Annotated in this window: 24 protein-coding genes and 1 pseudogene; 19 read left to right on the forward strand and 6 right to left on the reverse strand. The window is 63.8% G+C overall.

Features of this window, described 5'->3' with window-relative positions:
- Positions 1 to 59: 59 nt before the first annotated feature.
- The 3 genes from F1C16_RS20965 to F1C16_RS20975 all read right to left on the reverse strand — a co-directional run bounded on the left by F1C16_RS20965 (position 60) and on the right by F1C16_RS20975 (position 2,554).
- On the reverse strand, positions 60 to 1,130 hold the full coding sequence (locus F1C16_RS20965) for a YeiH family protein (protein ID WP_230687945.1): 1,071 nt from the start codon (positions 1,128 to 1,130) through the stop codon (positions 60 to 62).
- Between the two features lie 283 nt (positions 1,131 to 1,413).
- The gene (locus tag F1C16_RS20970; protein WP_073285409.1) at positions 1,414 to 2,325 is read right to left on the reverse strand and encodes a LysR substrate-binding domain-containing protein; all 912 of its coding nucleotides are present in this window, start codon (positions 2,323 to 2,325) and stop codon (positions 1,414 to 1,416) included.
- 88 nt (positions 2,326 to 2,413) lie between these two features.
- Positions 2,414 to 2,554 (reverse strand): hypothetical protein, encoded by a 141-nt coding sequence (locus F1C16_RS20975; RefSeq protein ID WP_179225616.1) that lies wholly within the window; start codon positions 2,552 to 2,554, stop codon positions 2,414 to 2,416.
- A gap of 458 nt (positions 2,555 to 3,012) precedes the next feature.
- Here F1C16_RS20975 and F1C16_RS20980 point away from each other — a divergent pair, with 458 nt between their 5' ends.
- The 3 genes from F1C16_RS20980 (at position 3,013) to F1C16_RS20990 (ending at position 4,930) form a co-directional block, all read left to right on the forward strand.
- Positions 3,013 to 3,711: an SH3 domain-containing protein gene (locus F1C16_RS20980; protein ID WP_073285412.1), complete on the forward strand. Its 699-nt coding sequence runs from the start codon at positions 3,013 to 3,015 to the stop codon at positions 3,709 to 3,711.
- A gap of 227 nt (positions 3,712 to 3,938) precedes the next feature.
- Positions 3,939 to 4,364: a hypothetical protein gene (locus F1C16_RS20985; RefSeq protein ID WP_073285415.1), complete on the forward strand. Its 426-nt coding sequence runs from the start codon at positions 3,939 to 3,941 to the stop codon at positions 4,362 to 4,364.
- Positions 4,361 to 4,930, forward strand: a complete 570-nt coding sequence (locus F1C16_RS20990) for a recombinase family protein (RefSeq protein ID WP_073285417.1) — start codon at positions 4,361 to 4,363, stop codon at positions 4,928 to 4,930. Before F1C16_RS20985 ends, F1C16_RS20990 begins: the two co-directional genes overlap by 4 nt.
- Before the next feature lie 29 nt (positions 4,931 to 4,959).
- Here F1C16_RS20990 and F1C16_RS23430 read toward each other — a convergent pair.
- Positions 4,960 to 7,980 (reverse strand): annotated as a pseudogene (locus F1C16_RS23430) (Tn3 family transposase).
- 86 nt (positions 7,981 to 8,066) lie between these two features.
- Between F1C16_RS23430 and F1C16_RS21000 the strand changes: the two are divergent.
- The 11 genes from F1C16_RS21000 (at position 8,067) to F1C16_RS21050 (ending at position 15,216) form a co-directional block, all read left to right on the forward strand.
- On the forward strand, positions 8,067 to 8,342 hold the full coding sequence (locus F1C16_RS21000; protein ID WP_125433150.1) for a hypothetical protein: 276 nt from the start codon (positions 8,067 to 8,069) through the stop codon (positions 8,340 to 8,342).
- A complete protein-coding gene (locus tag F1C16_RS21005; RefSeq protein WP_073285423.1) occupies positions 8,329 to 8,679 on the forward strand; it encodes a helix-turn-helix transcriptional regulator in 351 nt (116 codons plus the stop codon). Before F1C16_RS21000 ends, F1C16_RS21005 begins: the two co-directional genes overlap by 14 nt.
- Before the next feature lie 40 nt (positions 8,680 to 8,719).
- Entirely contained in the window at positions 8,720 to 9,184 is a 465-nt protein-coding gene (locus F1C16_RS21010; protein WP_073285426.1) for a DUF6428 family protein, read from the forward strand.
- A gap of 72 nt (positions 9,185 to 9,256) precedes the next feature.
- Positions 9,257 to 10,030 (forward strand): metallophosphoesterase, encoded by a 774-nt coding sequence (locus F1C16_RS21015; protein WP_073285429.1) that lies wholly within the window; start codon positions 9,257 to 9,259, stop codon positions 10,028 to 10,030.
- 32 nt (positions 10,031 to 10,062) lie between these two features.
- Positions 10,063 to 10,506 carry a DMT family transporter gene (locus tag F1C16_RS21020; RefSeq protein WP_073285432.1) on the forward strand — a complete coding sequence of 148 codons (444 nt, stop codon included), beginning with the start codon at positions 10,063 to 10,065 and terminating at the stop codon, positions 10,504 to 10,506.
- Between the two features lie 36 nt (positions 10,507 to 10,542).
- The gene (locus tag F1C16_RS21025) at positions 10,543 to 11,115 is read left to right on the forward strand and encodes a GNAT family N-acetyltransferase (protein WP_073285435.1); all 573 of its coding nucleotides are present in this window, start codon (positions 10,543 to 10,545) and stop codon (positions 11,113 to 11,115) included.
- Positions 11,102 to 12,232, forward strand: a complete 1,131-nt coding sequence (gene arsB, locus F1C16_RS21030; RefSeq protein ID WP_073285438.1) for an ACR3 family arsenite efflux transporter — start codon at positions 11,102 to 11,104, stop codon at positions 12,230 to 12,232. The genes F1C16_RS21025 and arsB overlap by 14 nt, the downstream gene beginning before the upstream one ends.
- Complete coding sequence (locus F1C16_RS21035) at positions 12,229 to 13,041, forward strand: universal stress protein (protein WP_073285441.1); 813 nt, start codon at positions 12,229 to 12,231, stop codon at positions 13,039 to 13,041. The genes arsB and F1C16_RS21035 overlap by 4 nt, the downstream gene beginning before the upstream one ends.
- A gap of 29 nt (positions 13,042 to 13,070) precedes the next feature.
- Entirely contained in the window at positions 13,071 to 13,499 is a 429-nt protein-coding gene (locus F1C16_RS21040) for an arsenate reductase ArsC (RefSeq protein ID WP_073285443.1), read from the forward strand.
- A 2-nt stretch (positions 13,500 to 13,501) separates the two neighbouring features.
- Positions 13,502 to 14,155 carry a hypothetical protein gene (locus F1C16_RS21045; RefSeq protein ID WP_185284587.1) on the forward strand — a complete coding sequence of 218 codons (654 nt, stop codon included), beginning with the start codon at positions 13,502 to 13,504 and terminating at the stop codon, positions 14,153 to 14,155.
- Between the two features lie 8 nt (positions 14,156 to 14,163).
- On the forward strand, positions 14,164 to 15,216 hold the full coding sequence (locus F1C16_RS21050; RefSeq protein WP_185284588.1) for an ArsO family NAD(P)H-dependent flavin-containing monooxygenase: 1,053 nt from the start codon (positions 14,164 to 14,166) through the stop codon (positions 15,214 to 15,216).
- 26 nt (positions 15,217 to 15,242) lie between these two features.
- Here F1C16_RS21050 and F1C16_RS23170 read toward each other — a convergent pair whose 3' ends face one another.
- Positions 15,243 to 15,368: a hypothetical protein gene (locus F1C16_RS23170; protein ID WP_258049179.1), complete on the reverse strand. Its 126-nt coding sequence runs from the start codon at positions 15,366 to 15,368 to the stop codon at positions 15,243 to 15,245.
- 191 nt (positions 15,369 to 15,559) lie between these two features.
- Positions 15,560 to 16,668 (reverse strand): IS3 family transposase gene (locus F1C16_RS21055; protein ID WP_374940613.1). Its coding sequence is split into 2 segments (ribosomal slippage): positions 15,560 to 16,407 and positions 16,407 to 16,668, totalling 1,110 coding nucleotides; the frame shifts between segments, so codons are not numbered across the junction.
- Here F1C16_RS21055 and F1C16_RS21060 point away from each other — a divergent pair.
- The 5 genes from F1C16_RS21060 (at position 16,667) to F1C16_RS21080 (ending at position 24,059) form a co-directional block, all read left to right on the forward strand.
- A complete protein-coding gene (locus F1C16_RS21060; protein WP_073285461.1) occupies positions 16,667 to 17,239 on the forward strand; it encodes a TonB-dependent receptor domain-containing protein in 573 nt (190 codons plus the stop codon). The two genes, F1C16_RS21055 and F1C16_RS21060, sit on opposite strands and share 2 nt — an antisense overlap.
- Positions 17,240 to 17,344: 105 nt before the next feature.
- Positions 17,345 to 18,544 (forward strand): PepSY domain-containing protein, encoded by a 1,200-nt coding sequence (locus tag F1C16_RS21065; protein WP_073285463.1) that lies wholly within the window; start codon positions 17,345 to 17,347, stop codon positions 18,542 to 18,544.
- 48 nt (positions 18,545 to 18,592) lie between these two features.
- Entirely contained in the window at positions 18,593 to 19,030 is a 438-nt protein-coding gene (locus F1C16_RS21070; protein ID WP_073285466.1) for a hypothetical protein, read from the forward strand.
- A gap of 65 nt (positions 19,031 to 19,095) precedes the next feature.
- Positions 19,096 to 19,416 (forward strand): DUF6660 family protein, encoded by a 321-nt coding sequence (locus F1C16_RS21075; protein WP_139252267.1) that lies wholly within the window; start codon positions 19,096 to 19,098, stop codon positions 19,414 to 19,416.
- Between the two features lie 164 nt (positions 19,417 to 19,580).
- A complete protein-coding gene (locus F1C16_RS21080; protein ID WP_044019272.1) occupies positions 19,581 to 24,059 on the forward strand; it encodes a CusA/CzcA family heavy metal efflux RND transporter in 4,479 nt (1,492 codons plus the stop codon).
- Positions 24,060 to 24,070: the final 11 nt, after the last annotated feature.

Consider the following 24,070-nt stretch of genomic DNA (forward strand, 5'->3'; position numbering starts at 1 on the left):
ATTGAAAATGAGGTTGTTCTAGCTGCTTCGGTAGTCCAACTTCCTCCGTGCGCTTTGCGCTATACCGTGTGCAGAATCACGTAGAGCGAGCCAGTCGAAATCACCAACCAGAGCAGGATGCCCAGCACGTAGGGCTTGATGCCCACCGAGCGCACCACCTTGGCCGACAGGCCCGCGCCGATGAAAAACAGCGTCACCGTGAGGCCGATTTTGGCCAGGTTCACCATCACCGGGCCCAGGGGCTTGGCGGCGGGCACGAAGGTGTTGAGCAGCATGGCGGCGATGAAGCCGAAGATGAAATAGGGAATTTTCACCTTGACGCCCTTCTGCTTGAAAATCATGGCCGTGCCAATGGAAATCGGGATAATCCACAGGGCCCGGGCCAGCTTCACGGTGGTGGCTACTTCCAGGGCTTTATTGCCGTAGGCGGCCGCCGCGCCCACCACCGAACTGGTGTCGTGGATGGCAATGGCGCACCAAAGGCCGAACTGGTTCTGAGTCATGGCCAGCGCGTGGCCGATGGGCGGGAAGGCAAACAGGGCCAGCGCGTTGAGCACGAACACCGTGCCCAGGGCCACCGACATCTCCTCGTCCTTGGCCCGCAGCACCGGCCCGATGGCCGCGATGGCCGAGCCGCCGCAAATGGCGGTGCCGCACGAAATCAGATGCACCACGTGCCGGCCCAGCCCCAACCACCGGCCCACCACCAGGCCCAGCAGCAGCGTGCCGAAGATGGACACCACCGTGAACAGGATGCCCTCCTTGCCGGCCTGCACCGCCGCGTGGGCGTTCATGCCGAAGCCCAGCCCGATAACCGAGAACTGCAGCAGCTTGGCCGTGGCCTTTTTGGTTTGGGTAGTGAAGGGGTTGCCGATGGTCTGGGCCAGCACCAAGCCCAGGGCCAGGGCAATGGGCGGCGAGGCCCAGGGCGTGAGGCAGAACACGAAGAACAGCACGAACACCACCTGCTTCAGGGTGAAATCCTGCCCGAACAGCACGCGGGGCGTGTGCAGGTGGCGGAAGAAGCCGGTGGTTTCGTTGAATTCAGGAGCGGCCGGTTCCTGCGCCGGAGCGGGAGCGAGCGGCGAATCAGGGGCTTGCGGAGTTGCGGAATGAACCGGGAGTGCCATGAGCGGGAGGGGGTTGTTTCTGAGGCAAATATACGGCGACCCCTACGCAAAGGATTATCCAATCGTGTTATCCTGCATAACCAAAAGTTATTTATAGAATAGCTGATTTTTGCATTCCCGCCAGTCTTGAGCCGCCCGGATGGCCGTGGCAGCAGTTGTTACGGCACCGGCAGACCTGTGCCATCGCCAATCTGCCGTTGGACGAACCACCCGGTTCACCTCCTGCTGTATAAGTACAGCCGCTGCCAGCTGACACCGAATGGTTATCCGGCATCGCCAGCCTTTATTTGGCCCCCTTGAATTGCCCCTGCACGAAGCTCAGAAACCGCTGGGCCGGCCGGGCCAGCACCTGTCCCTGCACCCAGAGTGCCTCGAACTGCCGGGCCAGGTGCAGCCCTTTGATGGGCACGATTTCGAGCAGTCCAGCCGCCAGCTCGCGGTCCAGGGCCCGGCGCGACACGAATCCCAGGGCCGCCGGCGCGGCTTCGAGGTAGCGCTTGATGGCTTCCGTATTGTCCAGGTAAAGGGCTACGGAAAGGCTGCTGAGCTTAATGTGCTGCGCCCGCAGAGCAAATTCGAGAATTTCCAGCGTGCCCGAGCCCCGCTCGCGCAACACCAGCGGGTGGGCCAGGGCCTCGGCCAAGGACAGCGGCGTGGCGAGCGGGGAACCGGGCGCGACGCGGCGCACGGCCACCAACTCGTCGGGCAGCAACGGCTCGTAGTGCAGGTCGTGGCTTTTGGTGCGGCCTTCTACAAAGCCCAAATCCAGCTCGCCGCGTAGTAGGGCATCGGCAATGCGCTCGGAATTGGCGTTCAGGAACGAGAGCTGCACCTGCGGGTAGCGGGCCTGAAAGGCGGGCAGCAACCCCGGCAGCACGTACTGGGCCAAGGTGGTGCTGGCCCCCAGGCGCAGGCGGCCGGCGGCCTCTTCGGGGTCACGCAGGGCCAGGAGCTGGTCTTCGAGCTGCTGCTGGGCGGCGGCGGCGGCATCGGCGTGGGCGTGCAGCAGGCGGCCGGCCTCGGTGAGGCTCACGCGGTTGCCGCGCCGCTCCAACAGGCGCTGGCCGTACTGGGCTTCCAGCTCACGAATGTGCTTGGTGACGGCCGGCTGGCTCACAAACAGCTCCTGCCCGGCCTTGGTAAAGCTCAGATGCCGGGCCACGGTGGCAAATACGCGCAGACGAAAATCGGACATGGCGGCAAGGTAGGCAGTTTGCTATAACCTCGGGGCGGACCCTCCCCGCTCATTTCGGGCACTCATCCGCCCACCCTGCCAACGCCGCTTACCGAACCAGCTTCTCCAGCGCGGCCTTGAACTCGGGGGTGTAGTACGCGGCCATGCCGTCGTGGCAGGTGACCACCTGGCCGTCGGGGCCGATGATGACGGTGGCAAGAATGGAGTTGGAATCGAATGGGGCAGGCACTTCGGCTTTTCAGAGGCCGATATAGTACAGCGAGGCGAGGCCCAGCGAAAGCCTGACGAAGCGGATACTACCTTCCCAAGGCGCTGGTTTACGCCGAGGTGCAGCAGGTTGATAGACACGAAGTAGGCGAGAAATTGGTCGGACGCATTTCGGAGTGGCAGACACAGGTGTTTCGGTGCGCCGGGCGGAGCCGTGCCGGCCGCCTCCCTTACCATCCAGACCAAACTCCTTATCTCTCCCTCAATGGTCTACACTCCGTCGGCGAGGTACGGCGTACGCTGGCGCAGTACCAGCAACGGCTCAAGTTACGGCCAACCAAATGAGTGTAGTAAGCAGGTATAGGGTAACCAGAGCGTGACGCTGACGCAGCAGCATTAGCACAGCTTACTGCCCAACGTCCGTTCTAATTTGGCAAAGGGCGTTTAACCTTTGTACTAAACTTTTAACCAAGGCCACTATTGGGCTTTGGCTTGTTCAGCTACTTCGGCCAAGTCACGCGCACGGAGGAAACCATCATCCCGAAGGTGGAAATTACCGCCTCCAGCGGCATCAAGATTCGGCAGCAGCCCGACCCAGAAGCTTCTGTGGTCGGCTCGGCGGTTTACGGTAGTCTGCTTCCCCTCACGGACAGCACCATGAACCATTGGTATGGGGTATCTACTGGGCAGTACGTCTCCAAAAAATTCGCCCGCATTACCCGCGTTCCGGAAGTCAAACAATACCTGCGCTTAGACGATCAGCCTAGCTTATTCTGGACCGGTCTTGCCTTTTGCCTGGCGGCTGTGCTAGCCGCTTACATGTATCTGTCACGGGTTGACAAAAGGCGTCTGACACTGGAAATCAACTATGAGTTCAACGATGATTTAGCCCAGGTACACGCCGACTTCCTGAAAGCCTTTGGCCAGATTTCCAATTCGCACAGAGTCTGGCAGTATTTGCACTCCGAACGTATCAACGACCGACGGCGCAATGCCGGGGCCAGTAATGCCATTTCGCGCATCGGCCTTGGGGGCGTTTCCTTAAATAGAAAGCCCTCCCGTCACTTGCAAACCAATGTTCCCATTCCGTATCTGGGTCTGCGCAACACCGAACTATACTTTTTTCCTGAACGCTTGGTCATTCGTCGTAATAACCAATTCGCGGCCGTCTTGGGGTAGCACTAGAGTAGGAACAGAAATTCCCGCTAAGAGTATATAGTATATAATATATTAAATACTATGAATGTCGGTGCGGAAAAGCAGTTGGCAGCTTATATTATATTTCACTCAGCACGCGGGCCGAAAGAAGCGTTCGAAAAACCTTCCCGAAAACCGGTCCTCAAAACGCCGTTCTTAGTACCGGCACGGCCGGTAGCAAACTCGTTCGAGAAACAGTAGTTTTGCGAATGAGTATTCAACGCCTATACACTACCGAGCGTGTCGTGCGAGGTATCTATAAATTTCATCCTGATGCCATCTATCCTAAGGGAGGTAAAAGGATTATGAACTGTGAAGACAAGCTCAGAGAGCATTGTCATCGTTTCGCCGTGATTGCCATTGAGGGAGAATATTGTGTTGGCGTCATGCTCACGACTTCAGCAGGCTACGGTAATATTGAAATGGCCCCTACGCATTTCGAAGCAGGGTTTTCGTTTGGTTTCCACGAAAAAAAGGGGTCGTACTTTGTCAATCAGCCACTGCAAAAGGTGTATGAGCTGGCAGAACTTGTTGGCATGCTGAGTGCCGATGGATTTAGGAAGGTGTCCGATCGTATGCATGGGCCGCCCGTAACATGGCGTGAACACGTACAGAACACCTGCAAAGACCGATGAGGGCCGCGATTTACGCCCGTGTCAGTACTAAGGACAAAGGGCAGACTAACGAAAACCAGCTACGGGAACTGCGGGACTTCGCGCGGCGGCTGGGCTACGCTATTTATAAGGAGTACACGGATCAGGAAAGCGGCGGCAACGCAGAACGTCCCCAGTTCCAACAATTGTTCGTGGATGCGCACCAGCGCCGTTTTGATGTAGTGCTATTCTGGGCGCTGGACCGCTTTAGCCGCGAGGGCGTAACCGAGACGCTCAATCACCTGCAGCGGCTCACCGCCGTCGGGGTGCAGTTCAAGTCTTTCACCGAGCAGTACCTGGACAGCACGGGTTTATTCCGGGATGCCATCATTGGCTTTCTGGCCGCCATTGCCAAGCAGGAACGGGTACGTTTTTCGGAGCGCATTAAAACCGGGCAGGCGCGGAGCAGCAAAAAACCGGGCCGCCCCGCCCTGGCTCCGGAGATGATTGCCGAATTACGCCGGCTGCGCAGCACGGGCCTAAGCTTTAAAAAGATTCAAGTGGCGACCGGCGTCCCCGTGGCGACGATGCACAAATACCTGGTGTAGTGACTCCGGTCGGTCTGCTATCCGCTCCGTTATTCTACAGGAACAAACCGCTCCTGCCAGTTTTCGGGGTTGCGCAACGGGCGCAACTGCCCCGCCGCAATGCTTTCGGGCAGCGTAAAATCGTAGCGGCCCAACATATTGACGTGCTCGTGCAACAGGGGCGACAGGCGCGCCACATCGTCCGGTAGTAGGGCCGCTTCCGTTGCTGGCCACTCTTGTAGGGCTTGCTGCAAATACCGCGTGTTCCATAGCACCAACGCATTCACCACCAGGCCCAAGGCTCCCAACTGGTCCTCCATGCCCTCCCGGTAGCGTTGGCGCAGCTCGCCCTTCTTGCCGTGAAAGACGGCCCGGGCCAGCGCGTGCCGACCTTCACCCCGGTTGAGTTGCACCAGAATACGCCGCCAGTACGCCTCATCGTGCACATAGGCCAGCAGGTAGAGGGTTTTCTCCACCCGCCCCAGCTCGGCCACCGCCCGCCCCAGACCCGAGAGGGAGCCGGCCCGTTGCAGGGTGCGCATGACGGCCGTAGCCTTGACCTTACCCAATTTGAGCGAACCAGCCAGCCGGAGCATATCGTCCCAGTGCTCCGAAATGAGCCGGGCATTGATGACGTGACGACTCAACTCGTTGAGCGGACCATAGTCATCCTCTTTATGGAGACGCCAGAACCGCTGGTCCGGCAGATCGGCCAGCCGGGGGCTGAAGCGGAAGCCCAGCAGCGAAAAGAGCCCGAATACTACTTCGCTGAAACCGTGCGTATCGGCCATAATTTCGCGGGGGTCTAGGCTGGTTTGTTGTTCCAGCAGCCCAGCCAGAATAAACAAGGAGTCGCGCAGCGTGCCGGGAATGACAATGCCGTGGATGCCCGAGAACTGGTTGCTGGTGAAATTATAATAGGTAACCCCCCGCTGGGAGGCGAAGTACTTGCTGTTCCAGCCCGCGTAGATGGTGCGCACGGGCACGACGAAGCGCATCCCATCGGCGGAGGCCACCTCCCCGCCGCCCCAGGCCTGGGCCAGGGGCAACTGGGCTTGGCCGTCCACCAGCCGGGCATTGGCCGCCGTCAGGGTTTCGGCGCGCAGGTAGTTTTGCTGTACCCACGAGAGGCGGGGCAGCGTCAGGGCGGGCACATCGGCCCGCGCCACCGTTTTCAGCCCGATGTTGCAGGCCTGGGCCAGCAGTACGGCGCAGATGCTCAAGGGCAGGTCGGTCGCAGCGGTTTGCCCGTCGGCCACGTGCGTAAAGGCGCTGGCAAAGCCGGTGAAGGCCTCCACTTCCAGCAGAAGAGCGGCCAACTCGACCGGGGGCAACTTCTCCGCCAGCTGTTCGCGTAGGCGCGTCAGGCTGGCCAGCTCCTGCTGGGCCGCCAGCGGAGTCAAGGTAATGGACGGTTGACCGTCGATCTGCAGCAGTTGCAGGGCCGTATTCCGGGCCAGGTTAGCGCTTACTTCGGTATAGGCGGCATGCAGTTGCTGTTGCAGGCGGGCCAATTCTACGGCGGGGTCGATGGAGCGGTCCAGGGCACGGGCCACCGAATCCCGCGCCTCCGCCCAGGCCTCGCCCCGGAGCAATTCGGCGCGTGGGTCGCCAAACCGTTCGCTGCGCGGCACGAAGACTTCTCGGCGGCGCAGGGCCTGGTGCAGCCGGTCCAGCACGCACAGCGTGTACGCATGCGGGTTGACGTCCCCTTAGCCGGGAAAGACGCGCCGGGCCCAGCTTTTCGGAATAACCGCCACGGGGGCGGTGGCCCATTTAGGCCGGCCCCGACCGGGCTGCTCTTGCTGCTGTAAAAAGTGCCAGGCATCAAGCAAGGACTTGGCCGACGGAGAGCCCTCGAAGACCAGGCCGCCGAGCAGTGCGGGCAGAAAGCGGCGAACCGTGGCGTAGCTGCCGGCCAGCACCTGGAGCATCGGGTCGTCCTCGCTGCTGGCCAGGTCCTGCACGGCATCGGCCGCCTCCCGGAGCGCGGTTTCGCCCAGGGTGCTGAGTACCCGCTGCCGCAGGGCCGCATCAGGTACCGTCTCGTCCAGCAGGATGCGCACGGCCTGTTGTAATAGCAGCGCGGCCTCGTCCAGGTCTTTGAGGGAGCGCAGCCGCTCGCGCCGCCGTTTCGCCTCCCCGCGCAGGGCCAATGCACTCATCAGCCCGTCAAACAATTCCAGAATGTCATCGGTAGCGGTGCGTTCCAGCGCCTGCACGAAAGCCAGCAATGTGGCGACCCGGCGTTCCGTCCCCATGCGCAAAAGCGGCTGGGCCCAGGCCAGCTGCGCGTGCCGGGCCATGCGCGCCAGGCGGGCTTCCGGCAGGTCGCTCAGGGGCACGTCGCCGACACCGAGGGCGCGAATCTGGTCTAGCCGTTGTAGCGCGGCGACCAGCGCGGGGGCGGAAACGCGGGTAGGGGACGTGCGCAATACTTCCAAGAGGGTGAGCCGCCCGCCGGGCAATACCACGAGCAAGGTCTCCAGGGCGTTCTGTTGCGTCGCATTCAACCGTGCAACCACCTGGCGGTAGATATGACGACCAGTGCGCTCACGCACCCGCGCAATGAGGCGGGCCAGCACCGTGACGCCGGGCAGTACCACGCGTAGGGCGACCAGGTGGGCGGTGGCCAGGTCAAACAACACGCTGGGGCGTACGGTGCTGGTGGTGACCTGTGCGTAGAGCCAGCGTGTAAGTCGAAACGCCTGTGCGGCTTCGAAGGGGACATAGTGCAGGTAGGCCAGCACCGCCGTCTGGTGTTCGTACCATGTGCTGACGCGCTTACCGTACGCTGTCCACTCGGTGGGGTCGACCTGTAACTGTGCGGCCAGCGTCTCCACGACAACGGCCGGCACCTGGGTAGGTTCAGGCAGGAAGGTCCCCAAATAGCGTAGGGTGCCAAGTTGCACGGCACAGCCGAGCTGGTTGGGCCGGCGTCGTCGCCGGGCCACGAATGCCCGATCATCCGGGCTCAGGTAAAAGAAACGGGCCAACTGCTCGGGGCTGGGGTCGGCAAAGAAGCGTCCGTAGCGAGCGGCTTGCTCGTCACTCAGAAATTCTACCGGCATACGAAGAAGAAAGTAGGTGCGACGTAAACATACGTCATGCAATGTCGTATATTTGCGACATACTTCCTGCCTGGCTACCTGCTGCTATGTCTTCCTCCCCTGATACGCCGGTTCATCCGTTGCTGCGCGTCGTGCTCGAACGGGTACTGCGCACCGAATGCCTAGTGCTGGAAAGCCTGCGCCTGCAAACACAAGGCGGCTACAACGGCCTGCCGGGCGGGGGCGACGAGCAGCGGCTCAAAGCAGCTGAGCAGCGCGCATACCAACGTGCCGAAACCCTGCTTACCCAACTGCTGACGGCGACGGCAGTGCCTTCTACTTCCCCCGAACCACTTCCGGCTTCCTCCCATGACCTACGCTAAAACCGCCGCCTTTACCGAAGAGCAGCAGCACTTGTCCCGCGTGGCCAAGGCCCTGGCCCACCCGGCGCGAGTGGCCATCATTCAGCTGCTGGCCAGCAAGCAGACCTGCATATCGGGTGATATCGCCGCTGAGTTGCCGCTCTCCCGCACCACCGTTTCCCAGCACCTGCAGGAGCTGAAAGCCCTGGATCTGATACGCGGTGAAATCGACGGCCTCACCGTCTGCTACTGCCTCAACACCGAGCTGCTGCAACGGGTCCACCAGCAGTTCACGGCCTTTTTCCTAGAAGCCACCAGCGGCGCGGCCTGCGGCCCCGACGATGCCTGCGCCTGCTAGGCCCCATCCCTTTTTCATCCTCTTATCAACACGTAACGCCATGAAAATCTCTGAAATCAAGCAGGCTTTGGCCGAAGTGGAAGCCGTCAATTTCCGTTTGCCCACGGGCGAGTACCTGCCCGCGCACTTCCACGTTACGGAAGTGGGCTTGGTGAGCAAGCACTTCATCGACTGCGGCGGCGTGGAGCGCCAGGAGCAGGTCGCCAACTTCCAGCTCTGGGAGGCCGGCGACTACGACCACCGGTTGGCTCCCCAGAAATTCCTGCACATCCTCAACCTGTCGGAGAAAATCCTGGGCACCGAAGACCTGGGCATTGAGGTGGAGTACCAGCAGGCCACCATCGGCAAGTTCGGTTTGACCTTCGACGGCACCGATTTCGTGCTCACGGCCAAGCAAACGGCTTGCCTGGCTCAGGATGCCTGCGGCATTCCGGCGGCTCAGCAAATTGTCCTGCCTCAGGTGCAAACGGCTGGCGGCTGCACGCCGGGCGGCGGGTGCTGCTAGACTGACAAACGGCGCAGCCCTCCCGGGTTGCGCCGTTTTGCTTTTTCCTTCCTCCACTCTGTTTTACTTCTTATGACGATTGCCTTTTTCTCCGACGTGCACGGCAACCTGCCGGCCCTCGAAGCAGCGCTGGCCGATATGGAGCAGCGCCGCCCGGACATGATTTTCTGCTTGGGTGACTTGGTGGGCTACGCGCCCTGGCCCAACGAAGTGGTGAACGAGGTACGCCGCCGGGGCATCCCCACGCTGGCCGGCAATTACGACCAGGGCATCGGGCTGGCCAGCAGCAACTGCGGCTGCGCCTACAAAACCGACACGGAAAAAGACCTGGGCGCGCAAAGCATCGCCTACACCAACCACGTCGTGGGCGACGACGAGCGGCGCTACCTGCGCCTGCTGCCCAAGCACATGCGCCTGGAGTTTCAGGAGGAGCCCTGCACGCTCAGCCTGCTGATGGTGCACGGCTCACCGCGCAAAATCAACGAGTACCTGTTTGAGGACCGGCCCGAAGCCAGCTTCCTGCGGGTGTTGCAGGATGCTAACGCCGACATCATGCTGTTCGGCCACACCCACAAGCCCTACCACCGCACCTTCGCCTACGAGGTGGAGGGCGAAACCCGCTACCGGCACGCCCTCAACATCGGCTCGGTGGGCAAGCCCAAGGACGGCGACCCCCGCGCCGCCTACCAGCTGCTGCACCTGGACGAGAACACCACGCTTACCGACCCCAACAGCGTACGCTCGGAACTGATTCGGGTGGAATACGACGTGGAGAAAGCGGCGCAGGCAGTAGAAGCCTCGCCGCTGCCCAACGAGTACGCCGACATGCTGCGCAAGGCCTACTAGGGCCGCGCACTCGCTGCCCGGTCGTTTCCACCATGAAATATCTCCCTTTCCTCGTGCTGGTGCTGGCCGGGTCCGCCCTCACCACGCAGTCGGCCGTGAACAGCCAGCTGCGCGGGGGCCTGCACAGCGTGATGTGGGCCGTGCTGGCGTCCTATCTGGTCGGCACCCTGGCCGCGGCCCTGGTGCTGGCCAGTACCCAGACGCCGCTGCCGACGCTGGCCGCCGTGCAGGGGGTGCGCTGGTACCAGTGGACGGGCGGGGCACTGGGCATGGTCTACATCGCGGCCATCACCTTCTCGCTGCAGCGCGTAGGCGCCGCCTCGCTCTTCGCCCTGGTCGTGACCGGCCAGCTGCTCACCGCCCTGCTCTTCGACCAGTTGGGGTTGCTGGGCCTGGCGCGCAGCCCCCTTACGCTGAGCCGGCTGGCCGGGGCGCTGCTGCTCGTCGCCGGGGCCTACCTGCTCAACCGCAAATAACCGCCCATCATCGTTCCGCTTCTGCATCTTTTCCTTATGCAACTGCTTTCCATGACCGCCGCGCACTGGCCCGCTGTGCGCCGTATTTACGAGCAAGGCGTGGCCACGGGCCAGGCCACGTTCCAGACCGAAGCCCCAACCTGGGCCGAGTGGGACTACGCCCACCTGCCCCATAGCCGTCTGGTGGCCGTGGATGCCGGCTACGGCGGCAGCGGGCAGGTGCTAGGCTGGGCGGCCCTCTCGCCCGTGTCGAGTCGCTGCGTGTACGGCGGCGTGGCGGAGGTGAGCGTGTACGTGGCCGCTGATGCCCGGGGGCGGGGCGTAGGCCGGGAGTTGCTGGCGGCACTCAGCACCGAATCCGAGGCCTACGGCATCTGGACGCTGCAGGCCAGCATCTTCCCCGAAAACACGACCAGCATCAGCATTCACCTCGGGGCCGGCTTCCGCGAAGTCGGCCGCCGCGAGCGGATTGGCCAGTTGCACGGCCTCTGGCGCGACACGCTGCTGCTCGAACGCCGCAGTGCCGTGGTTAGCGTCCCCCCGGCCCTGGTGGCTGCCTTTTCACCTTCCGAATCATCCGAACTAGCTAACCCGCATGTCAACGCATAATCACTCGGCTTCCCTCGAAGCCCCGGCCCCCACGGCTTTGGCCGAAAAGAAACTCTCCGGCCTTGACCGGGGCCTCACGCTCTGGATTTTCCTTGCCATGGCCCTAGGCGTGGGCCTGGGCTACTTCGTGCCCGGCATCAACGGGGCCATCAACTACTTCTCGGTGGGCACCGTGAACGTGCCGCTGGCCATCGGCCTGATTCTGATGATGTACCCGCCGCTGGCCAAGGTGAAGTACGAAGAGCTGCCCAAAGTCTTCAAAAACACCCGCATCATTGGCCTTTCGCTGGTGCTGAACTGGATTGTGGGGCCGCTGCTCATGTTCTTCATCGCCATCTGGCTGCTGCCCGACAAGCCCGAGTACATGATGGGCCTGATTCTGATTGGCATTGCCCGCTGCATTGCCATGGTGCTGGTGTGGAACGACCTGGCCGACGGCTCCCGCGAATACGCGGCCGGGCTGGTGGCGCTGAACTCCATCTTTCAGGTGCTGTTCTACTCGGTGCTGGCCTGGCTGTTCATCACGGTGCTGCCGCCCTACTTCGGGCTGAAAGGCTACGCCGTGAACATCGGCATCGGGGATATTGCCCAGAGCGTGCTCATCTACCTGGGTATTCCCTTCGCCGCCGGCTTTCTCTCGCGCACCATCCTGCGCCGGCTGAAAGGCAACGAGTGGTACGACACGGTTTTCATCCCGGCCATCAGCCCGATTACGCTGGTGGCGCTGCTGCTCACCATCGTGGTCATGTTCAGTTTGAAGGGGGAAACCATCGTGCAGGTGCCGCTGGACGTGCTGCGCATCGCCCTGCCGCTGGCCATCTACTTCGGGGTCATGTTCGTGCTCAGCTTTGCCGCCGGCAAGTGGCTGGGGGCCGACTACGCCGAGAATGCCAGCATTGCCTTCACGGCCACCGGCAACAACTTCGAGCTGGCCATTGCCGTGGCCATCGGCGTGTTCGGCCTGAACTCGGGCCAGGCCTTCGCCGGTGTGATTGGGCCGCTGATTGAGGTGCCGGCGCTGATTGCGCTGGTCAACCTGGCCTTCTGGTTCCGCCGCCGCTGGTACGGTGGTAAAACGGTCGTTGCTTCCTCTACCACTTCCACCCCGGCCGCATGAACCAGCTGCTCGTTCTGACCGACTTTTCCGCCGCCGCCGATAATGCGCTGGCCTACGCCGCGCAATTGGCCCAGCCCCTGCGGGCCGGCCTGCTGCTGCTGCATGTGCGCCGCACCTCGCTGTTGGACCCCGAAGCCCTGACGGGCAAGTACCCGGCCCGCACCGAAGCCGAAGCCCGCGCCTTGCTGCAGCAGCAGGCCGCGCACTGGCAGCAGCAGGGCATTGCCTGCACCGGGCAGGTAGCCGCCGGCGACGTGACCGAGGAATTTGTAGCCGCGGCCCGGGCGCACGGCGTCCTGCTGGCGGTGGCCAGCAAGTGCGACACCGAGGAATTGCCCGATGAGCTGGTCAACAGCACGGTGCTGCGTTTGCTGCGCCACACGCCCTGCCCGCTGCTGGTCGTGCCCGAATCCTACCGGCAGCACGCGCTGCCGCTGCACTGGCTGGTAGCCCTCGACGAGCAGCCCGCCCAACTGGGGGCGCTGGCGACGGCCGCACAACCCTTGCTCGAAGCGGGCCACCCCCTCGTGCAGGGCGTGCAGGTCATCGGGGAGGGCCAGGCAACGAGTCCGGCACATCCGGCAAATCTGGCCACGGCGCTCGGGGCCGAAGCTCCGATGCAGGTGCTGCCCGGCTCCGATGTGGCGCTGGTACTCACCAAGCGGGCCCGGCAGCAGTTGGGCAGTTGGCTGGTGCTCTGGGCGCGCTCCCGCAGCCGGCTGAGCAACCTGTTTCACCGCAGCCGCACGGCGGCCGTCGTGCTGCACAGCCCGGTGCCGGTGCTGGTGCTCCCCGAAGCGGCAGCGTAACGCTTTCTTCCTCCTTAACTTCTTCTCCGATGAAACCCAACATCCTGGTGCTCTGCACCGGCAACTCCTGCCGCAGCCAGTTGCTGCACGGCTATCTAGAACAAGAGCTAGGCGACCGGGCCACGGTGTACAGCGCCGGCGTGGAAGTGCACGGCCTCAACCCGCGCGCGGTGCAAACGATGGCCGAAGACGGCGTGGACATCAGCCACCACACCAGCAACCACGTCGATGAGTACGCCCACGTGCCGTTCGACTACGTGCTGACCGTGTGCGACCACGCCAACGAGGTGTGCCCCGTGTTTACGTCCACCGCCAAGAAGCTGCACCACAACTTTCCCGACCCGGCTAAAGCCACCGGCACCGAGGAAGAAATCATGGCGCAGTTCCGGACGGTGCGCGACCAGGTAAAAGTTTACGCCCACGACTTCGTGCAGCAGGAGTTGGCCACCGCCGGATGAAAATGCACCCGGATTCTGCGCGGGCGGCCCGGCCCCGCCGCCAGGCCGGGCGGCGCTGGGCGGCACTTCTGGGGCTGGTACTCACCGGGCTGCTGGGCCGGCCGTGCCAGGCCCAAACGGATTCGGTCACCACCCGGGCCCCGGCAGTCGCCCGGCCCCTGACGCTCACGCTCACCGGGGGCATCGGGGCACCCTACGGCAACGGGCTGGACGTGGGCTACCGCCTGAGCCGGCGCGTGGAAGCCACGGCGGGCGGGGGCTATGACTGGAGCGGCTTCAAAGCCGGGGTAGGGGCGCGGGTGGATATCCTCAACGAGCACAAAGCCACTACGTTTGCAGGCATCAACCTGGCCTACTCCGGCGGGCGGGACGAACTAACCGTTCACACGGAAGCCGACCGGGCGGGCCTGCGCGAAACGGCCCGAATTCGCCTGCGTCCCGGCACCGTGGCCCGCCTGCGAGTGGGGCTACGGTGGCAGCCCACGCCGCGCCTGGCGTTGCTGACGGCCATGGGGCAGGGCCTGGCATTGGGGCCCAACCCGGTACAGTACCTGGACGGGGCCGCCCCCAGCGAGGACCTGCGCGCTCTGGTGAACACGCGGCGGCCGGACAGCATCGAACTTTCCCTGGGCGTCGCGGTGCGGCTGGGGCCTTAACCAAACATATGGAAACCGATGTACTCGTGATTGGAGCCGGCCAAAGTGGGCTGGCCGTGGGCTATTACTTGCGCCGCGCCGGCCTGACCTTTGAGCTGCTGGACGACCAGCCGGCACCCGGCGGGGCCTGGCCCCACGGGTGGGATTCGCTGCGCCTGTTTTCGCCGGCCGATGCCAGCTCCCTGCCCGGCTGGCTGATGCCGCGCCCAGCCAACAACGGCTTTCCCATCCGCGACGCGGTGGTTGACTACCTCACTCAGTACGAGCAGCGCTATGAACTGCCAGTGCACCGGCCCGTGCGCGTAGCCGCCGTGCGCCGGTCGGGCGAGGGCTTCGCCGTGCAGACTGACGCCGGGACGTGGCAGGCCCGGGCGGTGGTGTGCGCCACCGGCAGCTGGAGCCATCCGTTTATTCCCGCGTATCCCGGTCAGGCCGACTTTGCGGGCGTACAACTGCATTCAGCCCAGTATCAGGATGCCGTGCCCTTCACCGGCCAACGGGTGCTGGTGGTGGGCGGCGGCAATTCCGGTGCGCAGCTGCTGGCCGAAGTGTCGCAGGTAGCCAACACGACCTGGGTCACGGAAAAGGAACCCCGCTTTTTACCGGATGACGTAGACGGCCGCGTGCTGTTCACCCAAGCCACGCAGCGCTACCACGCCGGCCAGGAAACCGCTCCGCCGCCTACGCTCGGCGACGTGGTAATGGTGGACTCGGTGAAGGAAGCCCGCAGCCGGGGCGTGCTGCACAGCGTGCGGCCGTTTGCGCGCTTCACCCGCACGGGCGTGGTCTGGGCCGATGGGCGGGAAGAAGCCGTGGACGCGGTACTCTGGTGCACGGGCTTCCGGCCGGCACTTGACTTTCTGGCGGCTCTGGGTGTGCTGCAGCCCGATGGACGGGTGGTCACGACCGGCACGCAGGCCACCGCGCTGCCCGGCCTGTGGCTGGTGGGCTACGGCAGCTGGACCGGCTTTGCCTCCGCGACGCTGATTGGCGTGGGCCGCTCGGCCCGGGCCACGGTGGATGAAATCAAGGCGTTGCTGGCCCCTACCCAAAGCGCTTAGCGGGAATTTCTGTTCCTACTCTAGTGCTACCCCGATAACAAAAGCGTTTGGTCGACGACCGTGCGGTACCCCTGCACGCCGGTGCCACCGCCCGTCTTCACCATAATTTCTTCGGGTGCGCGCTGGTCGAGGTTCACGACGTAGACGTGCATGTAGGCCAAGTATTGGTCGTTTTCTTTCAGCCAGGGATTTAAGCGCCTCAGCCAGGGGTTTAAATCAAACTCGACCCACCGGGCGGGGGTAGCCAGGGGGTGACCTCCTCCCAATTGCTGGACCGGCCCGCAGTAGAGAATCAGGCGTTCTTGACCTCCTCCCAATTGCTGGACCGGCCCGCAGTAGAGAATCAGGCGTTCTGAAGCTCGACCGTACTGGCTGCTGCCATGACCTGATCGGGCGTTAAATTCTGCAACGAGCTGTGTGGTCGGAAGCTGTTATACTCCTGCCGCCACTGCTCGATTTTCTCCTGCGCGTCAGGCAGCGACAGGAACCAATGCACGTTCAGGCACTCGTCCCGAAAACTACCGTTGAACGACTCAATATACGGGTTATCAGTTGGTTTGCCGGGGCGTGAGAAGTCCAGCGTGACCTGCTGTTCGTAGGCCCATTTGTCCAGCGCCTTGCTGATGAACTCGCTGCCGTTGTCAACCTGAATGCGCTCGGGCACGACACCCAGCGTTTGCTGCAGGCGGCTCATGACAGCCACCACGTCTTCGCCTTTCAGCGACTGCCCCACGTGAATGGCCAGGCACTGGCGGCTAAAATTATCGACTATCGCTAAGGCGCGAATCTTGCGCCCATCGAAGAGCTGATCGGCCACGAAATCCATGCTCCAGCTCTGGTGCGGCCGCTGCAGTTCGATCCGCTCCAGCCGGTGCGCCGCGGCCCGGCTGCGCTTGGGGCGTTTGCTGCGTAAATGAAGCCCTTCCAGGTAATAGAGGCGATGCACGCGCTTGTGATTGTCGGGCCAGCCCTCCCGGCGTAGCAGCGTAAACAGACGCTGGCAGCCGTAGCGCACCCGGATCTGGGCCAGTTCCCGCAACCGGTGGCGCAGCACCGTGTCGTCCCGCCCGTGTGGCCGGTAGTACCAGCTTGAGCGCTGCAGCGACACGACCTGGCAGGCCCGGCGGGTCGAGATGCGGTACGCGTCGCGTAAGTGTTGAGCCGCGTGGCGACGCTGCACGGGCTTCAGAACTTTTTTTTGAGCACGTCCTGCAGCATCTGCTTGTCTAAGCTCAAGTCGGCCACCAGCTGTTTGAGGTGCAAGTTCTCTTCTTCCAACTGCTTCAAGCGGCGTAGCTCGGGCACGCCCAAGCCACCATATTTCTTCTTCCAGTTATAGTACGTGGCCTCGCTGATGCCCATCTTCCGGCAGACTTCCGCGACGGCTACGCCCGTGTCCGCCTGGCGCAGGGCAAACACGATCTGGGCCTCGGTAAATTTCGTCTTCTTCATGGCACGTGTCTCTTGGTTTAAGATACGACAAGGGCCTGATTTCTCTACTTTATACCGGTCCGGTTTTGTGGGAGGACGTCAGGACCCGACCGACCCCGACGGCCTGCGCCTGATGCAGATTGACAACGTGTGGAGCAAAGGCGTGGAAGCGTCGGTGCAGGGCAGCATCACGCCCCAGCTAAACCTGATTGCCAACTACGCCTACAACGACACGCGCACCCCCGGCGACTCAGGTTTCGACTTCTACGCCGCTGGCCGTTTCCCCAACGCGCCCCGCCACAATGCCAACGCCTGGGCGAAGTACCAGCTTACAGGCGGCGCTTTGCGCGGCCTGCACCTGGGGGCGGGCTTTAATTACCTGAGTGAGCGGACCACCTTCCAGCCAGCCCTCATCGTGCCCGGCTACACCACCCTGGATGCCAGCTTGGGCTACCAGCGCGGCGGTTTTCGCACCAACTTGACCCTGAACAATCTCACCGACAAGGTATATTACCACGGTGTGTACGGTCCGGCCAACCTATGGCCCGGCAACCCGCGTAGCTTCCGCCTCACCGTGGGTTACGTGTTGTAAATCACTGGTTCAATGGCTGAATTGTTGAATGGCTGGCTGTTCTGCTGATGTTAGAAAGTTTAGCCATTTAATCATTAAGCAATGCAACCATTTAACCACTAATTCATGGCCAAACCACGCGGGCTGAAATATTGGGCGGGCCGGTTGCATCTGTGGCTGGGGCTGGCCATTGGGGCGGTGGCGCTGCTGAGCTACCTGCCGGCGGCCCTCTATACCTGGGAGCCGGAATTGACGGACTGGTACTACCGCGACCTGGTATTTGTGCCGAAGGCCGGCGGACCGGTGCGGCCGGTGGCCGAGCTGCTGGCCGCGGCCCAGGCCGCCGTACCGGCTACGCACCGCGTGAACGGGCTGGAGCTGACACCGGGCCCGGACCGGGCCTATATCTTCCAAACGTATCAGGACAACCCAAAGCCCGGCTGGACGGCGTTTTCGCAGTACGCGCACTGGGAGCAAATCTACGTGGACCCCTATACCGGCCGGGTGCTGGGCGTGGTGGACGTGCCCCGCAACTGGATCGAAAACCTGCGTGTCATGCACCAGCAGCTGCTCTTGCGCTACGACGTGGGGCACATTATCGTGGGCACGGCCACGCTGGCGCTGCTGGCGGCCGTGCTCACGGGTCTGGTGCTGTGGTGGCCCCGCAACCGGGCGGCCCTCCGGCAGCGCCTCACGCTGAAGCGCGGTGTGCGCTGGCGCCGCCGCAACTACGACCTGCACAACGTGGGCGGCTTCTATGCCTACGCCGTCATTCTGCTGCTGGCTGCCTCGGGGCTGGTGTGGTCGTTTGCGTGGTGGGAAACGGGCGTCTTCCGCTTGCTGGGCCAGGCCACGAAACCCGGCTACGGTGCCCACGCCGCCGCTCCGCCCCGCCCGCGCACTACGGCCGCTCCGCTTGACCGGGCCCTGCACCACCTGCAAACCCGCCACCCAGCCTGGACCAGCATGTACCTGAGCTGGCCCGAGCCCGGCGGCAACAACCCGCACGAGTTGGAAGGCTACGTGGACTACGACGGGGGCACGGCCTGGAACGAGTCGGATACCTATTTCTACCATACCGCCACGGGGGCGGTGACCTACGCCGAGCAGTTCACGGGCAAGAGCACGGGCGAGAAGTGGCGCAACTCCAACTACCCCATCCACATCGGTACCCTCTTCGGCTGGCCCACGCGGGTGCTGGTGTGCCTGGCCACGCTGGTGTGCGCCTCGCTACCCGTCACGGGCTTTCTAATTTGGTGGGGCCGACAGCTCAAGAAGACTCAACCCCGGCAGTTGGCTGTGCCGGCTATACCGGTTGTCTCGTAAGGAAGGGGGTTGTCGCATACCTTGCGTCCTTCGTTTACTGTAGTGCTCATGACCAACACTTCGCCTACGCAGCTGTTTCAGGAACTGCTCGCGCTGCTGCGGGCGACCCGCACCACCGAGGCCACCGTGCGCCAGCGCCTGCGGCCCTTCACCACCCGCACCCGGCCCATCCCCTCCCGGCTGGGGCGCACCTACCTGCTGGTGGAAGCGCCTTTCTTCCGGGTGACGGCAACGTTTGAGGGGCCGGCCCAGGAACTCTACCAGGTCATTCTGCGCCTGACGCCGGCCGCCTACGCCGAGATTAAGGCTTACGCCCGCACGCTGCCTGCCACGGAAGACGGGGCCCGGTGGCGGGGCCGCTGGCTGGGTATGCTGCCCCGCCTAGATGTGGCTCCTGCAGTCGGGAGCGAAGCGGGCCTCAGGGCGTATTTTCTGGGCCTGTTCCCACAGCGTAAGATTGTAGTGCTGACCCGCCAGGCTCGCTAATTGCGCACCCAAGGAATCTATTTGGCGGCGGGTACGTATGTTTGCAGCGTTTGCCTCTTTCTGCTATGCGTTTTTTCGCGGTCTTTTTTGCGGTCTACCTGCTGGTGCTGGCCTGTCTGCCCTGTGCTGATGGGACGGTGAGCCAGCCGGTGCGCGCCCGCGCCCGCGTTACGGCGCAGACCGATGCCGCCGCGCATCATCAGCAGGATTGGTGTACTCCCCTGTGCCATTGCCACTGCTGCGCTGGTACCTCCTTACCCGCCGCTACAGCTGTGGTTCTTCCGGCCACCCACCCGGTAGGCGATGCTGCCCGGCTGTTTGCTCGGTTGACGAGCCCGGCCCCGCAGCAGCGGGCTTTTGCCGTCTGGCAACCCCCCCAAGCCTAGTTTCCTGTTTTTTCGGTTCCGTCCGCGGGACCGGGCACGGCAACGTGCCCGGTCCCGTCGACGCATACGCACCTTGCTGTGCGCTGTCGAACCCTGCCGTCGTCGAGCCCCGCGGGCTCCGACCGCCCTTTTCTCAGGATTTCTAGTCTTACCCCTCAGCCAGTATGTTCGACCGGCTCATTCACTTTTCCATTCACAACAAGCTCATTATTGGGCTGCTGACCTTGGCTTTGATTGCCTGGGGCAGCTACTCGCTGAGTCGGCTGCCCATTGACGCGGTGCCCGACATTACCAACAACCAGGTTGTGGTCTACACGGTGGCACCCTCGCTATCGGCCGGCGACATCGAGCGGCTGGTGTCCTTTCCCATCGAGCAGAGCGTGGCCACGATTCCGGGGCGCGAGGAAGTACGCTCCTTTTCCCGCTTCGGCCTCTCAGTCGTGACCATTGTCCTGGAAGACGGCATCGACATTTATTGGGCCCGCCAGCAGGTGGCCGAGCGCCTGCGCGAGGCCGAAAGCCAGATTCCGGCCGGCGTGGGCCGGCCGGAACTAGCCCCGGTCAGTACCGGCCTGGGTGAAATCTACCAGTACCTGGTGCGCGCCAAGCCCGGCTACGAGAAGAAATACACGGCGCGGGAGCTGCGCACGATTCAGGACTGGATTGTGCGCCGTCAGCTGCTGGGCACGCCCGGCGTGGCCGACGTCAGCTCTTTCGGAGGCCAGCTCAAGCAGTACGAGGTGGCCCTGGACCCGGAGCGGCTCCGTTCCCTGAACGTGACCGTGGACCAGGTGTACCAGGCCGTCAGCCGCAACAACCAGAACACGGGCGGAGCCTACCTGGATCAAAACCCGACGGCCTACTTCATCCGCACCGAGGGCCTGGCCCAAAACGCCCAAGACATCGGCAACATCGTGGTGCGCTCTACCAGCACCGGCTTGCCGGTGCTGGTGCGCGACGTGGCCGAGGTGCGCCTGGGCTCGGCCGTGCGCTACGGGGCCATGACCCGTAACGCGGAGGGCGAGGTCACCGGCGGCATCGTGCTCATGCTCAAAGGCGCCAACGCCAACGAGGTTATCAAGGCCGTCAAGGAGCGCATGGAAACCGTGCGCAAGTCCCTGCCGGAAGGCGTGACCGTGGACGTGTACCTGGACCGCTCGGAACTGGTGGGCCGGGCCATTCATACGGTAACCAAAAACCTGATTGAGGGAGCGCTCATCGTGATTTTTGTGCTGGTGCTGTTCCTAGGCAACCTGCGCGCGGGGCTGGTGGTGGCCTCGGTGATTCCGCTGGCCATGCTCTTTGCCATCAGCCTGATGCGCGTGTTCGGCGTGTCGGGTAACCTGCTCTCGCTCGGGGCTATTGATTTCGGACTGGTAGTGGATGGGGCGGTGATTATCGTGGAGGCCATCGTGCACCGCCTGCACACCCACTCGGGAATTGCCGCCCACCCCGACGGGGCCCACGGCAAGCTAACCCAGGACCAGATGAACGAGGCCACCTACGAGGCAGCCTCCAAAATCCGCGCCTCAGCCGCGTTCGGGGAAATCATCATCCTCATCGTGTACCTGCCCCTGCTGGCCCTGGCCGGCATTGAGGGCAAGATGTTTAAGCCCATGGCCGAGACGGTGGCCTTTGCCATTATCGGCGCTTTCATTCTCTCGCTCACCTACGTGCCCATGATGGCGGCACTGGGGTTGAGCCGCAACACGGAGCACAAGCGCAACTTCTCGGACCGCATGATGAGCTGGCTGGAGGCCCGCTACCGGCCCCTGCTGGAATGGGGTCTGCGCCGCAAAGCCCTGGTGCTGGCTTCGGCCGTGGGGCTGTTCGTCGGGGCCTTGCTCGTGTTCCGCACTCTGGGCGGGGAGTTTATCCCCCAGCTTTCGGAAGGCGACTTCGCCATTGAGATGCGCGTGCTCACGGGCTCGTCGCTAAGCTACACCATCGAAAAAAGCCAGCAGGCCGGGGCCATCCTGAAACAGCAGTTTCCGGAGGTCAAGGAAGTGGTGGCCAAAATTGGCGCGGCCGAAATTCCCACCGACCCCATGCCGGTGGAAGCTGGGGACGTGATGGTAATTCTGGAAAAGGACCAGAGCAAGTGGACTTCGGCCAAGTCCCGCGAGGAGCTGGCCGAGAAAATGGCCCACGCCCTGAGCGTAATTCCGGGCGTCACCTTCGGGTTCCAGCAGCCCATTCAGATGCGCTTCAACGAGCTCATCAGCGGGGCCAAGCAGGACGTGGTGATGAAAATCTACGGCGAAGACCTGCAGCAGCTGGCCGACTACGCCCAGCGGGCCGCGGCCCAGGTGCGGCAGGTGCAGGGAGCCGAAGATGTGTACGTGGAGCAGGTGACGGGCCTGCCCCAGATTGTGGTCCAGCTGGACCGCAACAAGCTGGCCCAGTTCGGTCTGAACGTCGAGGACGTGAACCGCACGGTGCAGACTGCCTTTGCCGGCCAGGCCGCCGGGCAGATATTTGAGCAGGAGCGCCGCTTTGATTTGGTGCTGCGCCTGCGCCCGGACCTGCGCCAGGACATCAACGCCGTGCGCCAGCTCTTCATTGCCACCCCGCGGGGCGAGCAGGTGCCGCTGGAGCAGGTGGCCACCGTGGCCCTGCAGGAGGGTCCGAACCAGGTGCAGCGCGACGACGCCAAGCGCCGCATTACGGTGGCCTTCAACGTGCGCGGGCGCGACGTGGAAAGTGTGGTGGAAGAGCTGCAGGGCAAAGTGGACCAGCGCCTGAAGTTCGCCCCCGGCTACTACGCCACCTACGGCGGGCAGTTCGAGAACCTGCGCGAGGCCTCGCAGCGCCTGAGCGTGGCCGTGCCGGTGGCCCTGACCCTGATTTTTGTGCTGCTCTTCTTCACCTTCGGCTCCCTGAAGCAGTCCGTGCTGATTTTCACGGCCATCCCCTTATCGGCCATTGGCGGGGTGGCGGCTCTGTGGCTGCGGGGCATGCCGTTCAGCATCTCAGCGGGCGTGGGCTTTATTGCCCTGTTCGGCGTGGCCGTGCTCAACGGCATCGTGCTCATCGGCTATTTCAACCAGCTCAAGGACGAGGGCTGGGCCAACCTGCACGAGCGAATTCTGGAAGGCACGCAGGTACGCCTGCGGCCGGTGCTGATGACGGCTACGGTGGCCTCGCTGGGCTTTTTGCCGATGGCCCTGAGCACCTCGGCCGGGGCCGAGGTGCAGCGCCCCCTGGCCACGGTCGTCATCGGCGGGCTGGTCACGGCCACGCTGCTGACGCTGCTGGTGCTGCCGGTGCTCTACGCCCTGTCGGAACGCACCCCGGCAGCCGGGCCGGACCAGCAGCCCGAGGATCCAACCCACCACGGCACCCGGTCGGCACCCCTGCTGGCCGGCGGCGCGGCCGTGCTGTTGCTGACACTGCTGGTGCCCGGCACCGGCCGGGCCCAGCAAGTGCAGCTGACGGCCGGTGGCACGCCCTTTACGGCCCAGCAGGCCGTGACCCAGGCCTTGCAGGCCAACACCACGGTAACGGCTGCCCAGCGCAGTTTGGAGGCCCAGCAGGCCCTGCGGCGCACCGCTACCGACGTGGGCCGCACCACCGTGGGCGTTACCTACGGGCAGTACAATTCCTACCGCAAGGACAACCAATTCAACGTCAGCCAGAGCTTTTCGCTGCCGCGGGTGTACCGCAGCCAGCGCCAATTGCTGGAGGCGCAGGTCGGCGGGCAGCAGCTCACGCTGGCCCAGGTGCAGGCCGAGCTGCGGCGGCAGGTGCGCCTGAATTATGAGCAGGCCGTGTACGCCCGCCACCGGGTGCAGGTGCTGCGCGGGCAGGACAGCCTCTACAGCGAGTTTTTGCGGGCCGCCCAGCTGCGCTTTAAAACCGGGGAAGTAGCCCGCCTGGAGCCGGCCACCGCCCTGGTGCAGCAAGGCGAAACCCGCGCCCTGATTGCCCAGGCCCGCACCGGCTACCAGGTGGCCCAGCGCCAGCTGCAAGCCCTGCTGCAACAAAGCCAGGCGGTGGGCGTGGCCGACAGCCTGCTTCGCCCGCTGGAGCCAGTGGTGCTGCCCGCCACCGGTGACACGGCGCGCCTGACCCAGAACCCGGAGCTGCAAGTGCAGCGCCAACTCATCGCCCAGCGCCAGGCGGCCACCCGCACCGAGCAGGCCCTGGGACTACCCAACGTGACGCTGGGCTACTTCAACCAGTCGCTGATTGGCCCCCAGACCATGGGCGGCGTGGGCGGCGCGGAGCGGTACTACGCCGGGTCGGACCGCTTCCAGGGCGTGCAGGCTTCGGTGGGCATTCCCCTCCTGCGCGGGCCGCAGAAGGGTCGGGTGCAGGCCGCCCGCCTGCAGGAGCAGGTGGCCGACGCCGGCTACCAGCGCCTGCGGGCCGAGCTCTCGGGCCGGCTGGACGAGCTAGTGGCCCGGCACGCCGAGCAGCAGCAGCGCCTGGCTTTCTACCAGCAGACGGCCCTGCCCCAGGCCGACGTCATCGTGCGCCTGAGCACGCGGGCCTTCAAGGCCGGTGAAACCGGCTACGCCGAATACCTGCTCAACCTGGAGCGGGCCCTGACCCTGCGCACCACCTACCTGGACGTGCTGCTGGAACACAACCAGACCGTCATCGAACTGGACTACCTGCTGGGCAGCACCCCCCAGTAATCATCCCTGAC

The organism is Hymenobacter sp. NBH84 (assembly GCF_014217645.1).
Taxonomy (GTDB): domain Bacteria; phylum Bacteroidota; class Bacteroidia; order Cytophagales; family Hymenobacteraceae; genus Hymenobacter; species Hymenobacter profundi.